This is a genomic window from Chryseobacterium sp. JM1 (assembly GCF_000737715.1).
Lineage (GTDB): Bacteria > Bacteroidota > Bacteroidia > Flavobacteriales > Weeksellaceae > Chryseobacterium.
In genome coordinates this window covers 619,198-639,951 of sequence record NZ_JPRN01000003.1, presented here as the reverse complement: position 1 = coordinate 639,951, position 20,754 = coordinate 619,198, and the positions used below count along the sequence as shown (strand labels likewise).

Sequence of the window (20,754 nt, the reverse complement as noted above, 5' to 3'; positions counted from 1 at the left end):
ATAATCTACTATTTTAAAGGAATTTATATAAATTTTTTCTTCCATTTTGCAATGGTATTTCTGCTGAGTTTAAAATGTTGAGCCAGCTGAGAATTGTTCCAGTTGTGCTTCTTCTGATAATCCAGTATTTCCAGAATCGACTGCTGATCAAAAGAACGATGCTTCTGATTAAAATTAAATGTGCTCTTATCTTCTCTGTCCTCAAGAATACTGTTACATTGGATAACATCGAGTACGGAGAAATTCTTTTTGGAAAGTATGATTTTAAAATCCTCCTTTTTTTCAGGATACTTTTCGTTGACGAGATCTGTATAAATTCTTTTGTAATCGGGGATATTTTTCATCGTATGCTGTGTTTTATTTTTCTATCAGGTTGTATTTATGCAGCCATTTGTAGAGTGTACTTTTGGGAATTTTATATTCAGTCATCACTTTCGATTTGGTCATCTCTCCTTTTCTGATCTTGTTCAGGATAAATTCAATAATTTCCTTGTTGTATAAGCTTTTCCGGAAAACAGGAAGTGAATCCGGCAATTTCCTTTTTTGGACATAATCCATGGAAGATTGGGGAGAATAAAGAATCAGATGTTGGGAATAAAGCCTGAAAAAGTCATATTCCAGCAGTTTGGCCCATCGCAGGAGCAATTCCGTATCCAGAGATGAAGACTGGTACATCGTGAGGACTTCATTTTCGGACGTGTTTAAAAATTTACAGATACGGCTCATTCCTATGCCGTTTTCAGCGACTCTGTTTTTGATCATTGATCCAATATTAAGATTTTTCAGATCCATATTTTTTCTACTATTTGTGTTTAAATATTTGAGGATTAAGTTTTTATTCTTTGAGTTGAATAAAATGAAGACTGGATAAAGGAAAAGCAATAGGACAAAATCCCTAATTGAGGAGATTAGAAATCCTGACCGTTCTATTGCTTTTCATAATTGTGTTTTAGAATTTTCAGCCTGATTTTGTATATGATATATAGTACAGCATATAAGATTCTGCTACAAGATTATATGTTTATCCGGAGATATAAAAGAAGGTCATGTAGTAAATTCTGAATATCTCACCATCATTCAGCAAGCTTTTCAAAAGATATAATCTCACCATTTAAAAAAGATTTTCTGGATCGGGAAGGAATATTTCTGAAATAAGTGGACTTTTCAGGCAGTTTCCAACAAGTAAGTTTTATAATCTGAAATTTGGATTTAAATAATTTACAATCAATTCATTAATAATTTTAATCAATACAATTAATTCTGAATATATTACACTTATATTAGGTTTAAATTATTAATATTGTACTTAATTTGCTCTTTCAAAAAGCACACAATGAAAACCACCGTTTTACTTCTCTTCTGTTTGGTCTTTGGGCTCTTTCAGGCTCAGTTTAATTCTGAATTCCCTACAAATTCACAAGTTGACATAGAAATCATCCGGGCTGAAGAATTGGCTAAAAACAATCCAGCTCAATCCATAAAACTGGCGAACGAGATCTACCGTATTTCCAAAAAAACAGACTACAAAAAAGGAATGCTGGAAAGCATTACCATTCTTATGGCCAGGTATTTTGATGCCGGAAATCACAAAAAAGTAATCGACCTAAGCACAGAAGCAGAAAAACAGGCCCTGGAAGCAAAAGATGATGCAAAGCTGGCTAATATTTACCGTTTAAGAGCCAATTCCTATACAGAATTAGGCTTTAATAATGAAAGTATCGTAGAATTCAGAAAAGCTTTAACAATTGCTGAACAAATAACGTCTGCTGATAAAAAGAATTATTTGAAATCTTTAATCTACACGGGCATTGGATCGCATGCAGCTCATGTAAATGCACCGTTGGATTCGGTCATCTATTATCAGAAAAAAGCTTTGGAAAGTGCTGTTCATATGGGAAACACTAAAGATTTTATGGACAGAAAATACCATCTCCTCGCCCTGTGTCATATGAATTTGGGGATGACCAGCGTAGCTTCCAACCGGATTAAAGATGCCGAAAATTATTTTGGAAAAGCTTTGGAGATCGCTCAGAATAAAACATATCCCGTCTCTAAAAACCTCGAAGTCACCATCCTGAACGAATATGCCTGGTTATATCATGATCAGAAAAAATACAGTCAGGCCGTCTATTACGCAGAAAAGGCCGAGCAGCTGGAGAAAGCTATAAAGATTCCTTATATCCGAAGAGATATTTATGAGGTTTATTTCAAATCCTATGTGGAACTGGGACAAAAAGATGCTTCAAAAAAATACATGAACCTGTACACCAAGCTTAATGACAGCCTCGTCAACGAAGAAAAAAAGACGATCAATACGCCCGTAAAAAAGATACTGAATGAACAGGGAAAAACGCATTCCGGGGATATTCAGAAAATTTTGATGCTCAGTCTTGGATGTATCGTGATTCTGTTTGTAGGTGGACTGCTTTTATGGAAGAGAAATCAGAAAAAACTGCATGACAGATACGCTGCCGTTATTCAAAACCTGAAAAATGCCCATGAACAAGCTCCTAAAGAACCTATACAGCAGGAAATTTCTTCAGAGAAAAGCATTAATATCACCGATGAAACCGTGAAAATGATTTTGGCCAAGCTTGAAAAATTTGAAAAATCTCAAAAGTTCATCAAGAAAGATCTGAGTCTCACTTCTCTGGCCAATGATTTGAATACCAACACGAGATATCTTTCTGAAATCATTAAACTGTACAAAGAAAACAATTACAACAATTACATCAATGGTCTCCGGATCGGTTATATCACCAATAAACTTTATGAAAACCCAATTTACAGGGAATACAAGATCAGTTATCTGGCGGAAGCCTGCGGATTTTCTTCAAGGGAGGTTTTTGCAGTGATCTTTAAAAAGGAAACCGGAGTAAGTCCCTCCTATTTCATTAACAACCTGAGAAAAGACAGTCTGGAACCGGTAACTTAATGTCTTGTGATTTTAACTGATTCAAAACTTGTTAAAAATTAAGAAGAAAAAATTAAAATCAGGCAATAACCTGTTTATTAGTTGATTAAGCAGAGACATTGTCGTTTCCTGCCAGTTTTAACCAAAATTTTTATAAAGATATTTCATAAATTTACAGAACCATTACGGTTTTAAAATTGGTTCCCAGGTGAAAATTCACAATAAAAAAAAGTATTTAAGCTTTCTAAAATTTAAACGAGACTTTCAGGAGTACGGACTGGAAAAGGCGCGCAGCTACGAGCTGATCCTGCATTGGCTGAATAACAGACTCAGCAGAAATCAGTTTCTGGTGCTTTCCGGAATCCTTGTGGGCTGTACTGCCGGTTTGGCTGGAGTGATCCTGAAAACGCTTGTGCATACCATTCATAATTTTATTACCCATATTCATTTTGAGTATCAGATCCTGTTTTATATTGTCTTTCCTTTTTTGGGAATTGTACTGACTACAGCGATCGTGATTACTATTTTCAAAGGTCAGGACAGAAAAGGAATTGGTGCTATTTTGTATGAAATTGCCCAAAATTCAAGCATCGTGGCTTCTGTAAAAATGTATTCGCAGGTCATTCAGAGTGCGGTGACCGTTGGTCTCGGAGGTTCTGCCGGATTGGAAAGTCCTATTGCAGTTACCGGTGCGGCTATCGGTTCCAATTATGCACAAACTTACAGACTCAGTTACAAAGAACGTACACTTTTATTGGCTGCAGGCGCTACGGCGGGAATTGCTTCAGCATTCAATGCTCCGATTGCAGGAATTATGTTTGCTTTTGAAATTCTTCTGACGGGTGTAGTTTTTACAGACTTTATTCCTTTGGTGGTAGCAGCGGTCTGCGGAAGTCTTTTGTCAAGGGTTCTGCTTCAGGAAGATATCCTTTTCAGATTTTATGCAAGAGAAGCCTTTAATTATAAAAATGTTCCTTACTATCTTATTCTGGGTATTGTAACCGGACTATATGCCCGTTATTTTGTGGTCATTTCCCAAAAAGTTGAACATTTTATCAAAGGGCTGAAGCTTTCCAGAATGCGTAAGGCGATGTTCGGAGGTCTGGTGCTGTCGTTATTGTGTGTTCTTTTTCCGCCATTATTCGGGGAAGGATATGAAACGGTAAAAGCATTTACCAACGGAAGTACCCACTCTATTATCAGAAACAGTTTCTTCAGATATTTTGAGATCGGCAACTGGACTATTATTATATTTTTGGTGCTGGTATGCCTTTTAAAAGCTTTTGCAACGTCTTTTACGATATTCAGCGGAGGGAATGGCGGTAATTTTGCACCATCGCTTTTTGCAGGAGGTACAGTCGGATATTTGTTTGCATTGGTATGTCAGCATATCGGTTTTACAGATGTTCCGGTAACGAATCTTGTGCTGGTAGGAATGGCAGGAGCCATGAGTGGTGTACTGTACGCCCCACTCACAGCCATATTCCTTATCGCGGAATCCAGTTTCGGATATGATCTTTTTATTCCGTTAATGATTGTTTCGATCATTTCTTATCTTATTGCCAAATGGTTCTCTCCTATTTCTCCGGAGTTAAAATCTCTGGCCGATCAGGGGAAAATATTCACCAACAAGCATGATAAGAACCTCCTTTTTGCTTTAAGAACGGAAGACTTTATTGATAAATATTCAGAAACGATCAATGAAAATGCTTCGGTTAATGAATTATTTGAACTGGTAAAAAACGGAAACAAAAATATTTTCGCAGCAACGGATGAGGCCGGAAAACTGAAAGGAATTCTTACTTTGGATGATATCAGGCCGTATCTATTTAACAAAGAAATTGACAACCTTCAAATTGTATCTCAGATTATGAAAGCTCCTCCGGCAGTTATTTACCGTGACAACCAGCCTTTGGAAATTCTCCAGATCTTTGATGATACCGGCGTGTGGAATCTTCCTGTAACCAGTGAAAACAATGATTTTATAGGATTTATTTCAAAATCTTCTATCCTGATGAGCTACAGACAGCTTTTGAAAGAGTATTCGGAGTAAGGTAAGGTTAAGATTCAGGCTGAGGCAGAGGTAAAGGTTGAAAATTACAAACCCAGGATCTAAATTTATATGACCACGTCTGACATCTGGTATCTGATGTCTATTGTCTAAAATGAACTTCCCGACCTATAATTTAAAAAATAATTAAAACTGGTGTAACCTTTTTACCACTTCATACGTATAATATATAGTAACTCTTTTTTGAGGATAAAAATAGATGAGACAATTAAAAATCACTAAGCAGGTTACCAACAGGGAAACTGCTTCATTAGACAAGTATTTGCAGGAAATTGGTAAAGTGGAACTGATCACTGCGGACGAAGAAGTAGAATTGGCACAAAGAATACGTGCGGGCGACAGAGCAGCACTGGAGAAATTAATCAAAGCCAACCTTCGTTTCGTAGTTTCCGTATCTAAACAATACCAAAATCAAGGTCTTTCTTTACCCGATTTGATTAATGAAGGTAACTTAGGACTGATGAAAGCAGCAAAAAGGTACGATGAAACTAGAGGTTTCAAATTTATCTCTTATGCGGTATGGTGGATTCGTCAGTCAATTTTACAGGCATTAGCTGAGCAATCTAGAATTGTAAGGCTTCCGTTGAATAAAATCGGCTCCATCAACAAAATTAATAAGGCATACGCTCACCTTGAGCAGGAAAATGAAAGACCACCTTCTCCGGAAGAATTGGCTGAAGTTCTTGACATGAGCGAGGAAGATATTAAAGAATCTATGAAAAACTCCGGAAGACACCTGTCTATGGATGCACCTTTAGTAGAAGGTGAAGATTCTAATCTTTATGATGTATTGCGTTCAGGAGAATCTCCGAGCCCGGACAAGGATTTGATGCTTGAATCTCTTCAGATTGAGATCGAAAGAGCATTGAATACCCTGACTCCAAGAGAGGCTGATCTGGTAAGATTATACTTCGGACTGAACGGGAAACACCCGATGACTTTAGAAGAAATCGGTGAAACTTTCGATCTTACAAGAGAGAGAGTACGTCAGATTAAAGAAAAAGCAATTAAGAGACTAAAACATAATACCAGAAGCAAGATCCTGAAATCTTATCTGGGTAAATAATTTTTAGCGTAAAAACAATGTATGCGGAGTCTGTTTTCAGGCTCCGTTTTTTTTTTGTAACATTTTTTAGACTATCTTCAACTAATAAGGAACACTAAATCAAAAAAATTATGAAAAAAATACTTTTCGCTTCCGCTTTGGCTTTATCCATGCTTTCCTGTAAAGAAAACAAACCCGGAAATACTCCGGTGGTGGAAAATGCCGTAGATAACGCAGAATCATCCGTTTCAGGTTCTTTAAAAAGCTACCGAAAGGATAATATGATCGATAAAATTTATTTCGAACTGATGAAAAATGATAAAAACCTAAAAGCTCTGGACGACAGATTGACTCATTTGTTTGAAGAAAACGGAAAGGTTCTGGAAATTTATGGAACAACACTTCATACCTCAGAATCTTTCTATGCTGACGCTTATCTGCAAGCCAGTACTGTTAAGGATTCTCTTCTAAAACAGCAGCTGGAAAAAGAGATCAAAGTAAACGATGAAGCTTACAACCAGAAAATAAGCAAAGTAAAAGAGCTGATCGCAAAAGTGAATAAAAACGGTGATGATATCAATAATCTATACACCGCCTTTAAGATCAGAAAAACTCTTCCTGAGATTGGAAAATACCAGAATGCGCATCCTATGAAAACGGATAGCCTGGAAAATTTTATCAAAAAACAGAATCAACTTCTTGACGAACTGAAAAAAATTGAAATAAAATAATGAACTACACCACAAAATGGCTTAACGATACTACACGAACTGAAGAACTGGTTGATTTTTTCATCGCACACAAAACAGATTCCTATATCTCCCACGGTGAGATTATTTCAGGAAGAGCCTTAGATTCAAACCATTGGAACCCTGACCTTAAAAACATACTGACAGCGCAGTTTAATTCTGGTTTTGATGCGGATCATACCTCCCGATTAAGTATTCTAGTTGCTGAAAATGAGGACGGGAAAATCATCGGAATGCTGGTTTTCAATGTGATCAAGGGGTTTAAAAACTATGCGGTGCTGGAAGATATGCTTTTAGATCAATCTATGAGAGGGCAATCGCTTGGAAGTACACTTCTGAAAAAAGCTGTGGAAGAGTCTAAAAACTGGAACATCAGTTTTATGATGCTGGAAAGCGGTCTTGATAACACCGGAGCTCATCATTTTTTCAATAAATACGGATTTAAAAAAGTATCTGAAAATTATATTTTAACCTTTTAGCAAGATTAAAACCGATTCTCATGAACAGCATTTCAATCATAGGAGCCGGAATTGGCGGACTGACCCTGGGAAATATTCTGAAGCAGCAACAGCTTGACTTTAGCATTTATGAATCTGCCCCGGAAATAAAACCTGTAGGAGCCGGAATCATGATGGCCGTCAATGCCATGCAGATCTTTGACAAACTAGGTTTAAAAGAAAAAATTGAAAATGCCGGCAATAAAGTTCACGGAATTTCTATAACAGATGAATCTTTAAAACCGATCACCAAAACCAATATAGCTGTACTGGAAAAAAAATACAGTTCCTGTAATGTCGCGATTCACAGGGCTGAATTACAAAAAATCCTCGCTGAGAATATAGGCTATGAAAAGATTCAACTCAATCATTCTTTACGCAAAATAGAAAAAAAAGAAAACTATATTTTAGATTTTGAAAACGGAATTCAGACAGAAAGCGAAATTGTCTTTGGTGCAGACGGCATTAAATCCAACATCCGGAACCAGATTCTGCAAACCGGAAGCATCAGAAACGCAGGCCAAAAATGCTGGCGCGGACTTGTAGAATTCGACTTGCCGGAACAGTTTAACCAGGAAGCCATTGAAATGTGGGGAAAAGGAAAACGTTTTGGTTTTGTGAAAATTTCTGAGAAAAAAGTGTACTGGTATGCTTTGGTCAATGAACGAAAACATAAACGGTACTTCTCGCTTGCGGAAAATTTCAGCGAATTTCATCCCCTGATTTTACATATTCTGAATGCCACATTAAAAGAAAATATGATCCTTAATGACATTACTGATCTGTCTCCTATTCCTTCCTGGCATTCGGATCATCTGTGTCTGATCGGAGATGCTGCCCACGCCACCACACCCAATATGGGTCAGGGCGCCTGTCAGGCTATTGAAGATGCTTATATCATCGGGAAATTACTGGAAAACAGCCGGGATTTCAACAAGGTTTTTGGGGAATTCCAAAAGATCAGAAGGAAAAAAGTAGATTACATCGTAGATACAAGCTGGAAAATCGGAAAGATTTCGCAGTGGGAAAAAGGAAATGCATTGCGTAATTTTTTTATGCGGTTAATTCCCGAAAGTACCCATCAAAAGCTGGCAGAAAAAATCATCCGGCTGGAAATGTAAAGTCTAAATATAATTGTTAAACCTTCGTTTTTTTAATAACTCTATTTTTATTTTTTAGAATTATACCCTTCTAACCCTGTTAAACAGATAATAAAACGATCTATTTTTAAAATAATTGATTAAAAAAAATTATTGCAACATTGTTGCTTATATTGAAATAAACACATAAAACAATGACTTAAATTAATAATTTACAGCAATTTAGCTTATTGAACTATTCTTTTTCTAAATATATTATGAACCCTTTTTTTTCATACATTTAAATACAAAAAAATGAAAATGAAAAAAATCTTTTATTTATTACTTTTAATGATTGGACTGCAGATCACACACGCACAGGAAGTTCCATTGCTGGACAGAGAACTGTTTTATGGAAATCCTGAAATTTCCGGTGGCCAGCTGAGCCCGGATGGAAAATGGATCTCGTTTATGAAACAATATGAAGGGATCATGAATATCTGGGTAAAAAAGGTGGACGAACCTTTTGATAAAGCCCGCCCTTTGACTGACAGCAAACGTCCGTTGGCCGGATACTTCTGGTCGGAAAATGGGAAGTATATATTGTATGTAAAAGACAACAACGGGGACGAGAATATGAATATTTTTGCCGTAGATCCTACCGCAAATGTGGCCAAAGGCGTTCCTGAATCAAGAAATCTGACACCGCTTAAGGAAGTCACCGCCCAGATCCAAATGGTCAGCAAAAAAGATCCTGATCTGATGATCATCGGACTGAATAATAGAGATAAAGCATGGCATGATCTGTATTCTTTGAAAATTTCTACCGGTGAGCTGAAAAAAATGTACGAAAATAAAGACCGTATCACAGGATATGATTTTGATTGGGATGAAAAATTGAGAGTACTGTCTAAAACAGACGAAAAAGGGACCACTCAATTTCTGTACAAAGAAGGCGATAAACTGACCCCTATCTATGAAACACTGGTAACGGAAAGTGCTTATATCGCAAGCTGGAATGAAGATAATTCAAAATTCTACTTAGTAACCGATAAGGGTGATCTGGATAAATCCACATTGTTTCTCATGGATCCAAAAAACATGCAAACAACGAAAGTAGAAAGTGATCCGAAAGGGAAAGTGGATTTCGGAGGATTATCTATGGACAGGAATACAAGAAAAATGATTTCAACTTCGTATACCGGAGATAAGACTGAAAAATACTGGAAAGACAAAACATGGGAAGCTAACTATAAATTCCTGCAAAGTAAATTCCCGGGAAGAGAAGTTGATTTTTCAAGCTCTACAAAAGATTATTCTAAATTTTTAATCTCCGTGTGGGGTGACAAATACGCATCTGAAGCTTACTTTTTCGATGCGAAGACCAAAGAACTCGTATTTCAATATACCCCAAGACCCCAATTAAAAAAAGTTGAAAAGTATCTGGCTCCTATGACTCCTGTTACTTATAAAAGCAGCGATGGCTTGGAAATTCCGGGATATCTTACCATTCCTACAGGATCAACAGGGAAAAACCTGCCGGTAGTGATTCTGGTGCATGGAGGACCAAAAGGACCAAGAGATAATTGGGGATACAACTCAACCGTTCAGTTTTTAGCCAACAGAGGATATGCTGTACTGCAACCCAACTTCAGACCAAGCGGTGGTTACGGTAAAAACTTCCAAAACGGCGGCGACTTACAATGGGGGAAACTGATGCAGGATGATATTACCTGGGGCGTAAAATACCTTATCGATAACGGTATTGCTGATAAAAATAAAGTAGTCATTATGGGTGGAAGCTACGGTGGATATGCGACACTGGCAGGTTTGGCTTTCACGCCTGATCTTTATGCCGGAGGAGTGGACATCGTGGGACCAAGTAATATTTTCACACTCATGGAATCTATTCCAGCGTATTGGGAAGCTGCACGTGCCTCTTTATACGGGATGGTAGGCGATCCAAGGACAGAAGAAGGTAAGAAGCGGATTAAGGAAGCAAGTCCACTGTTTAGCGTAGATAAAATTGTAAAACCTTTATTGATTATTCAGGGAGCCAATGATCCAAGAGTAAAACAGGCTGAGGCTGACCAAATTGTGATCGCTCTTCGTGATAAAGGGAAAAAAGTAAATTATATCCTGGCAGATGACGAAGGACACGGATTCAGAAAACCGATTAATAATATGGCGATGTATGCGGAAACGGAAAAGTTCCTTTCGGAAGTCATCGGGGGAAGATATCAGAAAGACATGCCGGAAGCGGTAGCCAAACGTCTGAAAGAAATGACGGTTGATATCAAAAATGTAACCTACAAACCCGCTGAAAAAACAAAAGAAGCCGCACCGACAGCTTCAAAATAAAATAGAAATTGATTTCAGTGGCTCAATAAACAAAGCCGGTTCATGATTAAAATGAACCGGCTTTTTGTTTTTAGTTTTTAAACACAAATGGTGCTAATGATTTCACAAATAACACTATTGCGGCTAAGGTATTTGTGCCTTTCGTGTAAAAGATTCGTGTTATTTGTGTTTAAAACTAAAAAAGGCCGCCTTTATCAGGCAGCCTCTCTTTAGTAGGTTAACGTAATTCCGGCTCCCCAGCCCATTTCATTATCATAATTTCCGGATACGGATACCCATTTCTGTAGAATATATCTCAACCCTGTTGAAAATTCTCCATCCGAATTCAGGGTAAAGTTCCCTCTGATCCTTCTGGAAATCGGAATATCTTCTCTGCTCAATTCCAACAATACTTTCCCGTTCTGATCCACACTGGCATCAGCAGTGACCAGCATCGGTAAAAGATACTGCACACCGACCATGAAGGCATATTGATTCTTTGAAGCCTTCTCCTGCCCGAACCAGGTCTTTTTGCCCCGGAATTTCATTCCCATATCTTCCGTCATCTGCCGTTCCATAATCTCATGGTTTTTCTGAATTCTAAAACCGGCGTAAGGAAGTGCCCACTGGAATTTCCCTAAGAATCTTCCTACTTTCACGTTTCCTTCAAAATGATCAAAATCCCAGTTAGAGTGAAACTGGTTCAGATTCGCCCATCTCGGTCCGAACATCGTCATACTTTCCGCATGTACCTTATTGCTTGCGATATCCAGCATTCCCATGGAGCTGATCATTTTATTATCCTTCAGGAAGTTTTTCCAGGCAAGTTTTCTGTTCGGCAACTGTGGATTCGGTTTTGAATTTTCATAGCTGAATATTCTTCCCATTCCGGCCATCATATGGTATAAAATATGACAGTGGAAAAACCAGTCGCCATCCTGGTTGGCGGCAAATTCAATGGTGTTGGTTTCCATCGGCATGATATCAACTACATTTTTCAGCGGGGAATATTCTCCTTTTGAATTGATCAGTCTGAAATCATGGCCGTGAAGGTGCATCGGGTGGCGCATCATTGAATTATTGTACATCGTAATTCTCAGGATCTCCCCTTTTTTCACCAGAATCTTATCTGTTTCTGTAACTGTTTTATTATCCAGCGTCCACAGGTATTGATTCATATTTCCTTCCAGCGTAAATTTCAGTTCCCTAACATTTTCGTCCGGAAGAATAGTCTTTTCAGGAGACTTTAAAATATTATAGGACAGTCTTTTGATCGTTTTCTCTTCTTTCATATCCATCCCGGAATGATTTTCATGTCCCGAAACTACCTTTGAATGGTCTTCTTCCTTCGTCTTAATCCCCATCATTTCATTCATATGTTTCATCGTCATTTTTCGCTGACTTTCCGGAAGCTCAGGATACATCACTTCGTTCATATCCATCATCTGGTTACCCATCGTCATATTCATTGGCTTCATATTACCGCTCATTTCCATCATGCCGTTCATCATTTTCATTCCTTCAAAGAGCAATAATCTCGGCAAATTCGGAGCCTCCACTTTTTCACCGGAACCGAGCCAAAGTGAAGCGTGTCCTACCCTGTCTTCCGATGTGGAACGGAATTCAAAGCTTTTGTTTTCAGGAATGGTCACTTCAATATCATAGGTCTCGGAAACCCCGACAATCAGGCGGTCTACTTCCACCGGAACCACGTCATTTCCGTCATTTCCGATTACTTTTATTTTTCCGCCTCCATAATTCAGCCAGAAATAAGTGGATGAACCTCCGTTGGCGACTCTTAGCCTTACTTTATCCCCGGCTTTCAGATTGGAATACTCAGTGCTTGGAAGTCCGTTGATGAGGAATTTATCATAATAAACGTCACTCACATCCATAGCTTCCATTCTTTTCCATTCATTCAGGGCCTTTGTCCCGAAATTTCCGGATTTAATGGCTTCCCAATAACTCTGTACCGCATTCTTTTTAATGGCATACCAATCTGTATTGGCCATGTGAAGCCTTCTTGCGATCTGCATCGGATCTTCATCGCTCCAGTCTCCAAGTAATACCGGAATTTCTTTTGTATAAGACACTTTAGGCTCGCCTTCTCTTTTATTGAATACCAGGATTCCATTCATTCCGATCTGTTCCTGTAATGCTTCATGTGAATGATACCAATACGTTCCGTTTTGAGATACTCTGAACTTATATAAATGCGTCTCACCGGGTGTTATAGGCTTTGTGGTAAGGTAAGGAACACCATCCTGCTCGTTGGGAAGGATCACGCCATGCCAGTGAAGGCCTGTATTTTCTTTCAACATATTGTGAAGATAGATCTCTGCGGTATCTCCTTCTGTAAAATATAAGGTTGGAGCCTGCAGTTTTCCGTTGATGGCAATCGCTCTTCGGTTTTTTCCGGTGAAATTCACAATCGTATCTTTTACATACAGATCATATCGAACTGTCTTTCCACCAAATGTTACTTTTCCGTTTTCAGAATTTCTTTTAAATACTGATGGTTCTGTTTTAGTCTGAGACTGAGGCTTAGATTCAGGCTCAGGTTGAGGATTCGTTTCACTTTTTGAGTTTCTATTAACCTCTACCTTAGTCTTAGTCTTAGTCTTAGTCTTAGCCTTAATCTCAACCTTGGCTTTATTTTCCTTTTGCTTCTGTACTGTTTTCTGCTCCGGTTGCGCCACAGCTTCCGGTTTCATCACAACGGTTTTCTTTACCAGCGTCATATGGCATTTCGGGCAGTCTCCAGGTTTTGAAGATACGACCTCGGCATGCATCGGGCAGGTATAATAGGTTTTCGTTGTTTGTGCGAATGTAAAAACAGAGAACAAAAGCATCAGAAACAAGATGATTTTTTTCATAATATTCCGAACTTTTTAAAGCTGCACAGCTTAAAGTCAATGACAATTTAAGCTATGCAACTTATTGTTTTAAAATTAATTACAATAATTATTTTATTTCTGACTTTACACTTCCACAAGTAAGCATGGATTTTCCGTAGTAAGGATTAGCGATCTGTTTTTCGTCGCTTAACCAGTTTGAATCAGCCATTGGGCAATGCTGTACATACACCGGTTTTTCAGATAGTTTGAACTCTTTGGTTAAAGCGATCATATTTTCAGAAAGGTTGGAAAAGGTTTCTCTTTGGGCCGAGATATTTCTGGCATCGGAAATCACGGTGGCGTCTTTTCTCAGAATATTTAGATTACCCTCTGAAACCATTTTATAATCAACAGTTGAGGCTGTTTTAATAAATTCTGTAGCAGCTTTTGAGGTTTTATCGGCATCATCTGAAGCTAAGGCTGATTTGATAGCGATGTAGTTCTGATACAGTTTTGAAACCTGAGCGTCTTTTTTAGACTGTGCAGAAAGTGAAACGATTGAGAATAAAGAGAATGCTGCTGTAATGATATATTTTTTCATTGTTTTAAATTTTAGAATTAATTTTAGTAAAGAATAACTGAAACGCATGATGCGTTGAGCCGTGTTGTCTACGAAGGAGTGATCATCTGAACACTACCAGACAACAGACGGATCTTAAATTCTAAAATGACAATGATTGAGATAGATGGGAACCGGTTTGTATTCGGGTGGCCCATTGATTCTTATCTGAGTAAATTTTGTAGCGGAAAAAGATTTGTCGGCAAGGAAAAAATGCTGTTGTGTAAGTGTTGGAGCGATCTGGCTTAAAAAGTCGATCATCAGCAGATCAGATTTCTGAGAATCATCTACTTTTACCACTTTAACCTCAGTCTTACAACATCCTTTTTTTTCTTTGACCCCGCACTTGCCACAGATATCTGTGGTTTTCTGGCTTACGGAAACAAATTCCTCCATACAGAAATGTACGCTGAATGCTGCTCCGGAAGAAAATCCGAAGTAGAAAACAGAGAAAAATATGGCGAGAATCTTTTTCATTGGTAAGACAAAGGTAAAAATATCCCCGAAACTGCTGTTATAAAATTGTGTATACTTGTTATAAAATTCTGCCCCAACGAAAAAGCTCCTGAAATATTCAGGAGCTTTTCTTTATTTTTCAGTTTGAGTCGTTTTCGAAATTATAAGGAATCCCTACTAACTTCTAATATCTTACTTCTAACTTCTATTTTATAATTTGAATTCCAGCTTCACATTGAAGAAACGCCCCGTAAGACGTACAGGCACCGCATACATTGAGCTTGTGTTGTAATCTGTGATCCATTGGTTAGCCACTGTATTGTTGATGTTAAATGCATTGAAAACCTGAACTCCTAAAGTCAGTTCATCAAAATTACCCCAGAACCCGGAACGGTTTTTCTTGTTTTTGGAATCGATGAATACCTTTGAAAGCCCTAAATCCACCCTTTTATATGAAGGAAGTGTTCTCTGGTACTGATAAGGGTCTGTGAAAACAGGTGCTCCGTTCGGAAGTCCCATGGCATATACCAATGTAAGGTTCACACGCATAGACGGGAATTTCGGCATATAATCCTGATAGAACATCGCAAATCTGAATCTCTGATCGGTAGGTCTTGGAATATCTCCTTTCCCATCAATATTTTCATACACTCTTGCATAACTCGCAGACAGCCAAGAATCTACTCCGGGAACAAATTCCCCGAATAATCTGGTGTCAATTCCGTAAGCATAACCTGATGCATTATTTTTACCGGAATAGCGGATCCTCACATTATCCATATAATAAGGAATCAGATCGTCCATTTTCTTGTAATAAGCTTCTGTAGTCAGCTTAAACGGTCTGTCATACATATAAAACTCGTAGTCGTTGGCAAGAATAACCTGCATAGAACGCTGAGATTTTATATTCGTATTAAAGTTTCCGTCCAAATCCTTGATCTCCTTGTAGAAAGGTGCCTGGTAATAGACCCCTCCGGAAAGTTTGAATAGCATATCCGTATCCCAGTCAGGTTTGATCGCAAACTGAACTCTTGGAGAAAAGATGGTTTCTTTGTTAAAGCTCCAGTTGGAAACTCTGGCTCCGGCATTCACAAATACTTTGCTCGCTCCCCAGTAAAATTTCTGAGAATACTGAGCATATGCGGAAAGCCTCGTAGGTTCAATCTGATTGACTCCCGCAATATGATAAAACAGCTTCAAATCTCCTGAAGTTCCGGTTCTCGGATCATCAACAGGTAACGGAATACTGTATCCTGCAGCATCTACCAACTTCCATTCGTTGGTATTATCATTCAGATTTTCTTTTTCGTATTTAACACCGACTTCTATATCTGTATTGACATTCGGGGAAAACTTTGCTCTGAACTGTGTTCCGTACGTTTTCACATACAAATCGTTTCTGGCATGTTCTATCTGCCCGCCTCCATCAAAAGACGGATTGGGTGATTGAGTTACAGGATCGAAAGTCTGGATCTCATATCCTGATGCGATGGAATAATATTCTTTTTCTCTGTTCTGATAAGCAAAACTGTCCAATGTAAACTTCCATTGATCAGAAGGCTTATAGTTCATTGAAATAGTTCCCATCATGTTTTTATACATATCCTGCTCCTTGCCATTATAACCAATATTTACGGTAATAGGCTGCTGTAAACTACCAAAAGTAACACTCTTCGCTTTAGGAATCATATCATAATCATTCTTTGAATAATATCCAATGAATGACATGGAGAATTTGTCGCTGAAATGATAGTTGATGTATGACTGGAAATCCCAATAGGTTGGGTTAAAATCCGTATCCTCATTCAGGGTATTCAGAACAAGATTGGTATTTCTGTATCTTCCTGAAAACAAAGCGGTCAACTTTTTATTTTTTGAAGCCAGACCTGCTGTTAATCTTCCCCCGATCAAACTCGCTTCTCCTGAAAGTTCAAATTTCTCCGGTTCACGGTAATAGATATTCAGAGCTGAAGACATTTTGTCTCCATATTTGGGTTCAAAACCTCCGGCTGAAAAGTTGACTGTAGAAACCATATCCGGATTGATGATACTCAGTCCTTCCTGCTGTGAATTTCTGATCAGAAAAGGTCTGTAGATTTCAATATCATTGATGTAGATAAGGTTTTCGTCATAGTTTCCACCACGCACCATATATTGGGAAGACAGCTCGGTGTTGGAGTTTACGGAAGGTAGTGTTTTAAGGATTCCTTCTATTCCGCCACTTATAGAGGCTACATTTTTAGCATCTTTTGCTGAAATCTTGACATTGGTAATGTCGTTCGTTCTTCCGACTACTTTTTTCTGGAAAACGACTTCCTCAATATCGGTTACTTTATTTGCTGTATCTCTTTTTTTATTTTGAGAGAAAATAAGCATAGGAACCATAAGGCTCAACGGTAAAACTAGTTTTTTCAAAAGAAATGTTTTAAGAATTTCTAAAAATAGGGATTTTTTAACAATTACAAAATTGATTCTCTGATTCTTGTTAATTTTTGTAACAAATCTTCCAATAAATCTAATCTTAACATGTTGGCTCCGTCTGACAAAGCAGTTTCCGGCGTTGGATGTGTTTCGATGAAAAGTCCATCGGCTCCTACCGCAATTCCTGCTTTGGCCACTGTTTCTATAAGGTCCGGTCTTCCACCAGTCACCCCAGAACTCTGGTTAGGCTGCTGTAATGAATGGGTAACATCCAAAATCACCGGCGCATATGCTCTCATTGTAGGAATACCTCTGTAATCTACGATCAGATCAGTATATCCGAAAGAATTTCCTCTTTCAATGATAGCCACCTTCTGGTTATTGGAATCTGTAATTTTCTGAACCGCAAATTTCATTGATTCCGGAGAAAGGAACTGCCCTTTCTTCAACGTTACACATTTTCCGGTTTCAGCCGCAGCCACCAAAAGATCGGTCTGACGTACTAAAAATGCAGGAATCTGTAATACATCAACGTATTGTGCAGCCAGTGCCGCATGCTCATTTTCATGGATATCCGTTGTGGTAGGAATATTAAAGGTCTCGCCCACTTTTCTAAGGATCTCAAGCGATTTCTCCTCACCAATTGATGTAAAAGAATCTACACGGCTTCTGTTAGCCTTCTTGAAGCTCCCTTTGAAAATATAAGGAATATTATATTTATCTGTGATCTGAATTACTTTTTCTGCGATTCTTAACGCCATGTCTTCACCTTCAATGATGCACGGACCGGCAATAAGGAAAAAGTTTTTTGAATCTTTGTGTTGAATATTATCTAAATACTGGATCATTTTTATTTACATTAAAAAGTTCAGTAAAAATACTTATAAAGTTTCAGAATCGGAAATTATTTCAGGGGTTTGATTGGGGAAGGGTTTTAGAGTTTTAGAGTTTTAGAGTTTTAGAGTTTTAGAGTTTTAGAGTTTTAGAGTTTTAGAGTTTTAGAGTTTTAGAGAAAATAAAAGCATTCATAGAAATATCAAAAGAAAGATAGAAAAAATATGCACAATCATCCGTGTCCATCAATCCGTGGTTAAAATATAATCTCCTGCAGATTTCGTAGATTTCGCAGATCGCTAATATACTCTTCAAAAATATTCATCTATCCAAAAAAAAAATATACGCAATCATCTGTGTTCATCTGTGTAATCCGTGGTTAAAATAAAATCTCACGCAGATTTCGCAGATCTCTACTATAATCTTCAAAAACATTCATCTATTCAAAAGAATAAAAATGCACGCAATCATCTGTGTTCATCAGTGAAATCTGTGGTTAAAATAAAATCTCACGCAGATTTCACAGATTTCGCAGATCTCTACTATAATCTTCAAAAACATTCATCCATTCAAAAGAATAAAAATGCACGCAATCATCTGTGTTCATCAATGAAATCTGTGGTTAAAATTATAATCTCACGCAGATCTTACAGATTATTAATCTCAATTAAAAAAATACTCTGATACTTGAACTCAAACTTTGATCAACTCATTTTCTTTAAAACCTTCTCAAAAGTATTGATATTCCTGCTCGTGAACTGGTCTTTAAGACTTTTCTTGCCTAAGACTTTTCCAAAAGAAGAATCCAGCGTATTTCCCTTCGGAACCTGCCAGTAAAATAGGTCATTAACGATCTCAGCCTTTTCATTGTCAGTTTTGGAAGCAGCTTCAAACGCTCCCATCAAAACACTTTCCACTCCGGGATTTCCTACAAATCCGTAGATATGCAGATCATCATTTTTTTCAAAAGGAATACTGTTCCAGAATATTTCTGTTTCTTCCTGAGACTTGATGAATAAAAAAGCTTCATAAGAAAAATGATCAGACATCGCCTTTTCCAGAATTTTCTTTAAATCATCAGCTTTTTTATCAGAAGAGAACACAATATTTCCGGAAGCCAATACCGAACCTACGTCCAGCATTCCGGCCTCTTTAAAAACCTGGCAGACATCAGCCATTTTCATATTGGTTCCTTTTACGTTCACGCCGCGGAGAAAAGCACAGTATTTCATTTTTTTTAGGGATTAGGTGAGAGGGTTTAGGTTGCAGGTTATAGGGCAATAGAATATTGAATGTTCACATCTAATTTCTAACTTCTAACTTCTAATTTTCAATCAATTTTAATATACAAATTATAATCTGTTCCTGATGGTTTAAGATGATAGATTTTTTCCAGAATGGGATTATCGCTTTTCAGGTTGTCTTTTATCCTGAATTCTTTCATCAGTTTGTAATGTGTCTGATAATACAGAGCATCACTCCCTTGAAATAAATTTTTATAAGAAAGAAGATATTTGGGTTTCCTGTTTTTGACGGTATTAATCCAGTAATGAGCCTTATCTTTTTTCACTTCCATCTGGATTTGCTTATCCACCAATCCTACTTCATCAATGGTTTTTAATCCTGAAAAATAAGGAATATATCCTGCGGGCTCCAAAAGGATCCACTGTTTTTTGTCTTTTTCAAAAGCATCCAGAAACAGTCCGATTCCTCTTCGGTAATTCCACTCCCCGTTTCCTGTTGCAATGGCATGTACCGTCTGGAAAGCCAACATCGGAACGATATAAAACACCACCAATAATGACAACCATAGATTTCTCCTCTCCTTCTGCTCCAGGACAAAAATAAGAACGGGAACAAAAAGCAGTAGCTGCGGCACCCAGTAATACCAGTCGAATAAGCTTTTTTGAGAAAGAAAAATAATCTGTTTTGCCCAGCCGAAAATAAAAATTATCCATAAAAAATAATTTCTCTTTTCTCTTTGTCTGACAAGATAAATAAAGCAAAGCAGTTCAAAAATCAATACAATGACTGTAACCGGATTGAAGTTTCCGGGAAGCTTCAGCATTCCCCAGAAATTACCAAAACTTACCAGGAAATAATTAAGATTTTGCTCAAAAGTAAAATGGTGCTCATATAATAGTTTTTTGGCTACAATCGTATTGTTCACCAGCTCTCCGAAATACAGCCAGTTGAAGGACAAGGCAAATAAAAGCCCCAGAATTCCACCGAAAACGTAATTCCATTTCACCTTTCTGTTCCAGAAAACATCCACCAGGAATACAATCCCCAGGAAAATCACAGTATCGATTCTTGTAAACATAATCAGAACCGGCAGAAAAATAAGTGCCCATCTTTTGCCTTTACTGAAGCCGTAATACAGAAGCACCATTTCCAGAAAGAAAAGAATTCCGTATTCCATTCCGAGGATGGAGATCTTCACGGCTGGCGGTAATATTCCAATTAAAAATATAAAAATAGCTTTATGCCATGGGTTTTTAAGGGTAAGATTCGCAAGAAATAAAGTGCCTATAGTAAAAAGGACAGAATTGAAAATTAAAAGAGGTTCAATAAAATATTCTTTGCCGAAGATCAGATTGAACAGATAGGAAACAAAAACATACAGATGGGTGGTAGAAGCTGAAATTTTGGTTTCGCCATTAAAGCCTATCACTCCATAGTCCAGTAAATTCTGGGCTACTCTCCAGGTGATGAATGCATCTTCCTGAATATAATGAGTCAGTAAAAAAAGAAGTTTTAAAACAACCGTAAAAATTACGGCATAAATCGGGATCCTGTTAATTGTATTTTTTGCCATCACGCATTTTTGGTTTGACAAATATAATCTTAAAATTCAGGAATCCCAATAACAAAAAAACGGAACCGAAGTTC

16 protein-coding genes are annotated in these 20,754 nt (G+C 37.7%); 7 read left to right on the top strand and 9 right to left on the bottom strand.

Annotated features, from left to right (window positions below; all coding sequences use genetic code 11):
* Window positions 1–23 precede the first annotated feature (23 nt).
* A complete protein-coding gene (locus IW22_RS07985; protein ID WP_034725505.1) occupies window positions 24–344 on the bottom strand; it encodes a helix-turn-helix domain-containing protein in 321 nt (106 codons plus the stop codon).
* 13 nt (window positions 345–357) lie between these two features.
* A complete protein-coding gene (locus tag IW22_RS07980) occupies window positions 358–792 on the bottom strand; it encodes a transposase (RefSeq protein WP_034725503.1) in 435 nt (144 codons plus the stop codon).
* Between the two features lie 541 nt (window positions 793–1,333).
* Here IW22_RS07980 and IW22_RS07975 point away from each other — a divergent pair.
* The 7 genes from IW22_RS07975 (at window position 1,334) to IW22_RS07945 (ending at window position 10,716) form a co-directional block, all read left to right on the top strand.
* The gene (locus tag IW22_RS07975) at window positions 1,334–2,935 is read left to right on the top strand and encodes an AraC family transcriptional regulator (RefSeq protein ID WP_034725502.1); all 1,602 of its coding nucleotides are present in this window, start codon (window positions 1,334–1,336) and stop codon (window positions 2,933–2,935) included.
* A 187-nt stretch (window positions 2,936–3,122) separates the two neighbouring features.
* Entirely contained in the window at window positions 3,123–4,967 is a 1,845-nt protein-coding gene (locus IW22_RS07970; protein ID WP_034725501.1) for a chloride channel protein, read from the top strand.
* Window positions 4,968–5,184: 217 nt separating this feature from the next.
* A complete protein-coding gene (locus IW22_RS07965) occupies window positions 5,185–6,051 on the top strand; it encodes an RNA polymerase sigma factor RpoD/SigA (RefSeq protein WP_002979276.1) in 867 nt (288 codons plus the stop codon).
* Between the two features lie 110 nt (window positions 6,052–6,161).
* Window positions 6,162–6,761: a hypothetical protein gene (locus IW22_RS07960; RefSeq protein WP_034725500.1), complete on the top strand. Its 600-nt coding sequence runs from the start codon at window positions 6,162–6,164 to the stop codon at window positions 6,759–6,761.
* The gene (locus IW22_RS07955) at window positions 6,761–7,258 is read left to right on the top strand and encodes a GNAT family N-acetyltransferase (protein WP_051891148.1); all 498 of its coding nucleotides are present in this window, start codon (window positions 6,761–6,763) and stop codon (window positions 7,256–7,258) included. The genes IW22_RS07960 and IW22_RS07955 overlap by 1 nt, the downstream gene beginning before the upstream one ends.
* A 20-nt stretch (window positions 7,259–7,278) precedes the next feature.
* Window positions 7,279–8,397 carry an FAD-dependent monooxygenase gene (locus IW22_RS07950; protein ID WP_034725499.1) on the top strand — a complete coding sequence of 373 codons (1,119 nt, stop codon included), beginning with the start codon at window positions 7,279–7,281 and terminating at the stop codon, window positions 8,395–8,397.
* A 279-nt stretch (window positions 8,398–8,676) separates the two neighbouring features.
* Window positions 8,677–10,716 (top strand): S9 family peptidase, encoded by a 2,040-nt coding sequence (locus IW22_RS07945; RefSeq protein ID WP_051891161.1) that lies wholly within the window; start codon window positions 8,677–8,679, stop codon window positions 10,714–10,716.
* Between the two features lie 209 nt (window positions 10,717–10,925).
* Here IW22_RS07945 and IW22_RS07940 read toward each other — a convergent pair whose 3' ends face one another.
* The 7 genes from IW22_RS07940 to IW22_RS07910 form a co-directional block, all read right to left on the bottom strand.
* A complete protein-coding gene (locus tag IW22_RS07940; RefSeq protein WP_034725498.1) occupies window positions 10,926–13,571 on the bottom strand; it encodes a multicopper oxidase domain-containing protein in 2,646 nt (881 codons plus the stop codon).
* Between the two features lie 88 nt (window positions 13,572–13,659).
* Window positions 13,660–14,133: a DUF3347 domain-containing protein gene (locus IW22_RS07935; RefSeq protein WP_034725497.1), complete on the bottom strand. Its 474-nt coding sequence runs from the start codon at window positions 14,131–14,133 to the stop codon at window positions 13,660–13,662.
* A 114-nt stretch (window positions 14,134–14,247) separates the two neighbouring features.
* A complete protein-coding gene (locus IW22_RS07930) occupies window positions 14,248–14,628 on the bottom strand; it encodes an HYC_CC_PP family protein (RefSeq protein ID WP_228384014.1) in 381 nt (126 codons plus the stop codon).
* Between the two features lie 189 nt (window positions 14,629–14,817).
* Window positions 14,818–17,022, bottom strand: coding sequence for a TonB-dependent receptor plug domain-containing protein (locus IW22_RS07925; protein WP_034725496.1), 2,205 nt, complete (start codon window positions 17,020–17,022; stop codon window positions 14,818–14,820).
* A gap of 44 nt (window positions 17,023–17,066) precedes the next feature.
* A complete protein-coding gene (gene kdsA / locus IW22_RS07920) occupies window positions 17,067–17,876 on the bottom strand; it encodes a 3-deoxy-8-phosphooctulonate synthase (RefSeq protein ID WP_034725494.1) in 810 nt (269 codons plus the stop codon).
* 690 nt (window positions 17,877–18,566) lie between these two features.
* Window positions 18,567–19,094 (bottom strand): DUF1697 domain-containing protein, encoded by a 528-nt coding sequence (locus IW22_RS07915; protein WP_034725492.1) that lies wholly within the window; start codon window positions 19,092–19,094, stop codon window positions 18,567–18,569.
* 98 nt (window positions 19,095–19,192) lie between these two features.
* Window positions 19,193–20,680, bottom strand: a complete 1,488-nt coding sequence (locus IW22_RS07910) for a hypothetical protein (protein ID WP_034725491.1) — start codon at window positions 20,678–20,680, stop codon at window positions 19,193–19,195.
* Window positions 20,681–20,754: the final 74 nt, after the last annotated feature.

What these genes read in the sequence shown, in the direction of transcription:
- IW22_RS07965 (WP_002979276.1), top strand. Translation starts at nt 5,185, where the DNA reads ATGAGACAATTAAAAATCACTAAGCAGGTTACCAACAGGGAAACTGCT.
- IW22_RS07945 (WP_051891161.1), top strand. Translation starts at nt 8,677, where the DNA reads ATGAAAAAAATCTTTTATTTATTACTTTTAATGATTGGACTGCAGATC.
- IW22_RS07910 (WP_034725491.1), bottom strand. Translation starts at nt 20,680, where the DNA reads ATGGCAAAAAATACAATTAACAGGATCCCGATTTATGCCGTAATTTTT.
- IW22_RS07940 (WP_034725498.1), bottom strand. Translation starts at nt 13,571, where the DNA reads ATGAAAAAAATCATCTTGTTTCTGATGCTTTTGTTCTCTGTTTTTACA.
- IW22_RS07915 (WP_034725492.1), bottom strand. Translation starts at nt 19,094, where the DNA reads ATGAAATACTGTGCTTTTCTCCGCGGCGTGAACGTAAAAGGAACCAAT.
- IW22_RS07955 (WP_051891148.1), top strand. Translation starts at nt 6,761, where the DNA reads ATGAACTACACCACAAAATGGCTTAACGATACTACACGAACTGAAGAA.
- IW22_RS07985 (WP_034725505.1), bottom strand. Translation starts at nt 344, where the DNA reads ATGAAAAATATCCCCGATTACAAAAGAATTTATACAGATCTCGTCAAC.
- IW22_RS07975 (WP_034725502.1), top strand. Translation starts at nt 1,334, where the DNA reads ATGAAAACCACCGTTTTACTTCTCTTCTGTTTGGTCTTTGGGCTCTTT.
- IW22_RS07960 (WP_034725500.1), top strand. Translation starts at nt 6,162, where the DNA reads ATGAAAAAAATACTTTTCGCTTCCGCTTTGGCTTTATCCATGCTTTCC.
- IW22_RS07980 (WP_034725503.1), bottom strand. Translation starts at nt 792, where the DNA reads ATGGATCTGAAAAATCTTAATATTGGATCAATGATCAAAAACAGAGTC.
- kdsA (WP_034725494.1), bottom strand. Translation starts at nt 17,876, where the DNA reads ATGATCCAGTATTTAGATAATATTCAACACAAAGATTCAAAAAACTTT.
- IW22_RS07930 (WP_228384014.1), bottom strand. Translation starts at nt 14,628, where the DNA reads ATGAAAAAGATTCTCGCCATATTTTTCTCTGTTTTCTACTTCGGATTT.
- IW22_RS07935 (WP_034725497.1), bottom strand. Translation starts at nt 14,133, where the DNA reads ATGAAAAAATATATCATTACAGCAGCATTCTCTTTATTCTCAATCGTT.
- IW22_RS07950 (WP_034725499.1), top strand. Translation starts at nt 7,279, where the DNA reads ATGAACAGCATTTCAATCATAGGAGCCGGAATTGGCGGACTGACCCTG.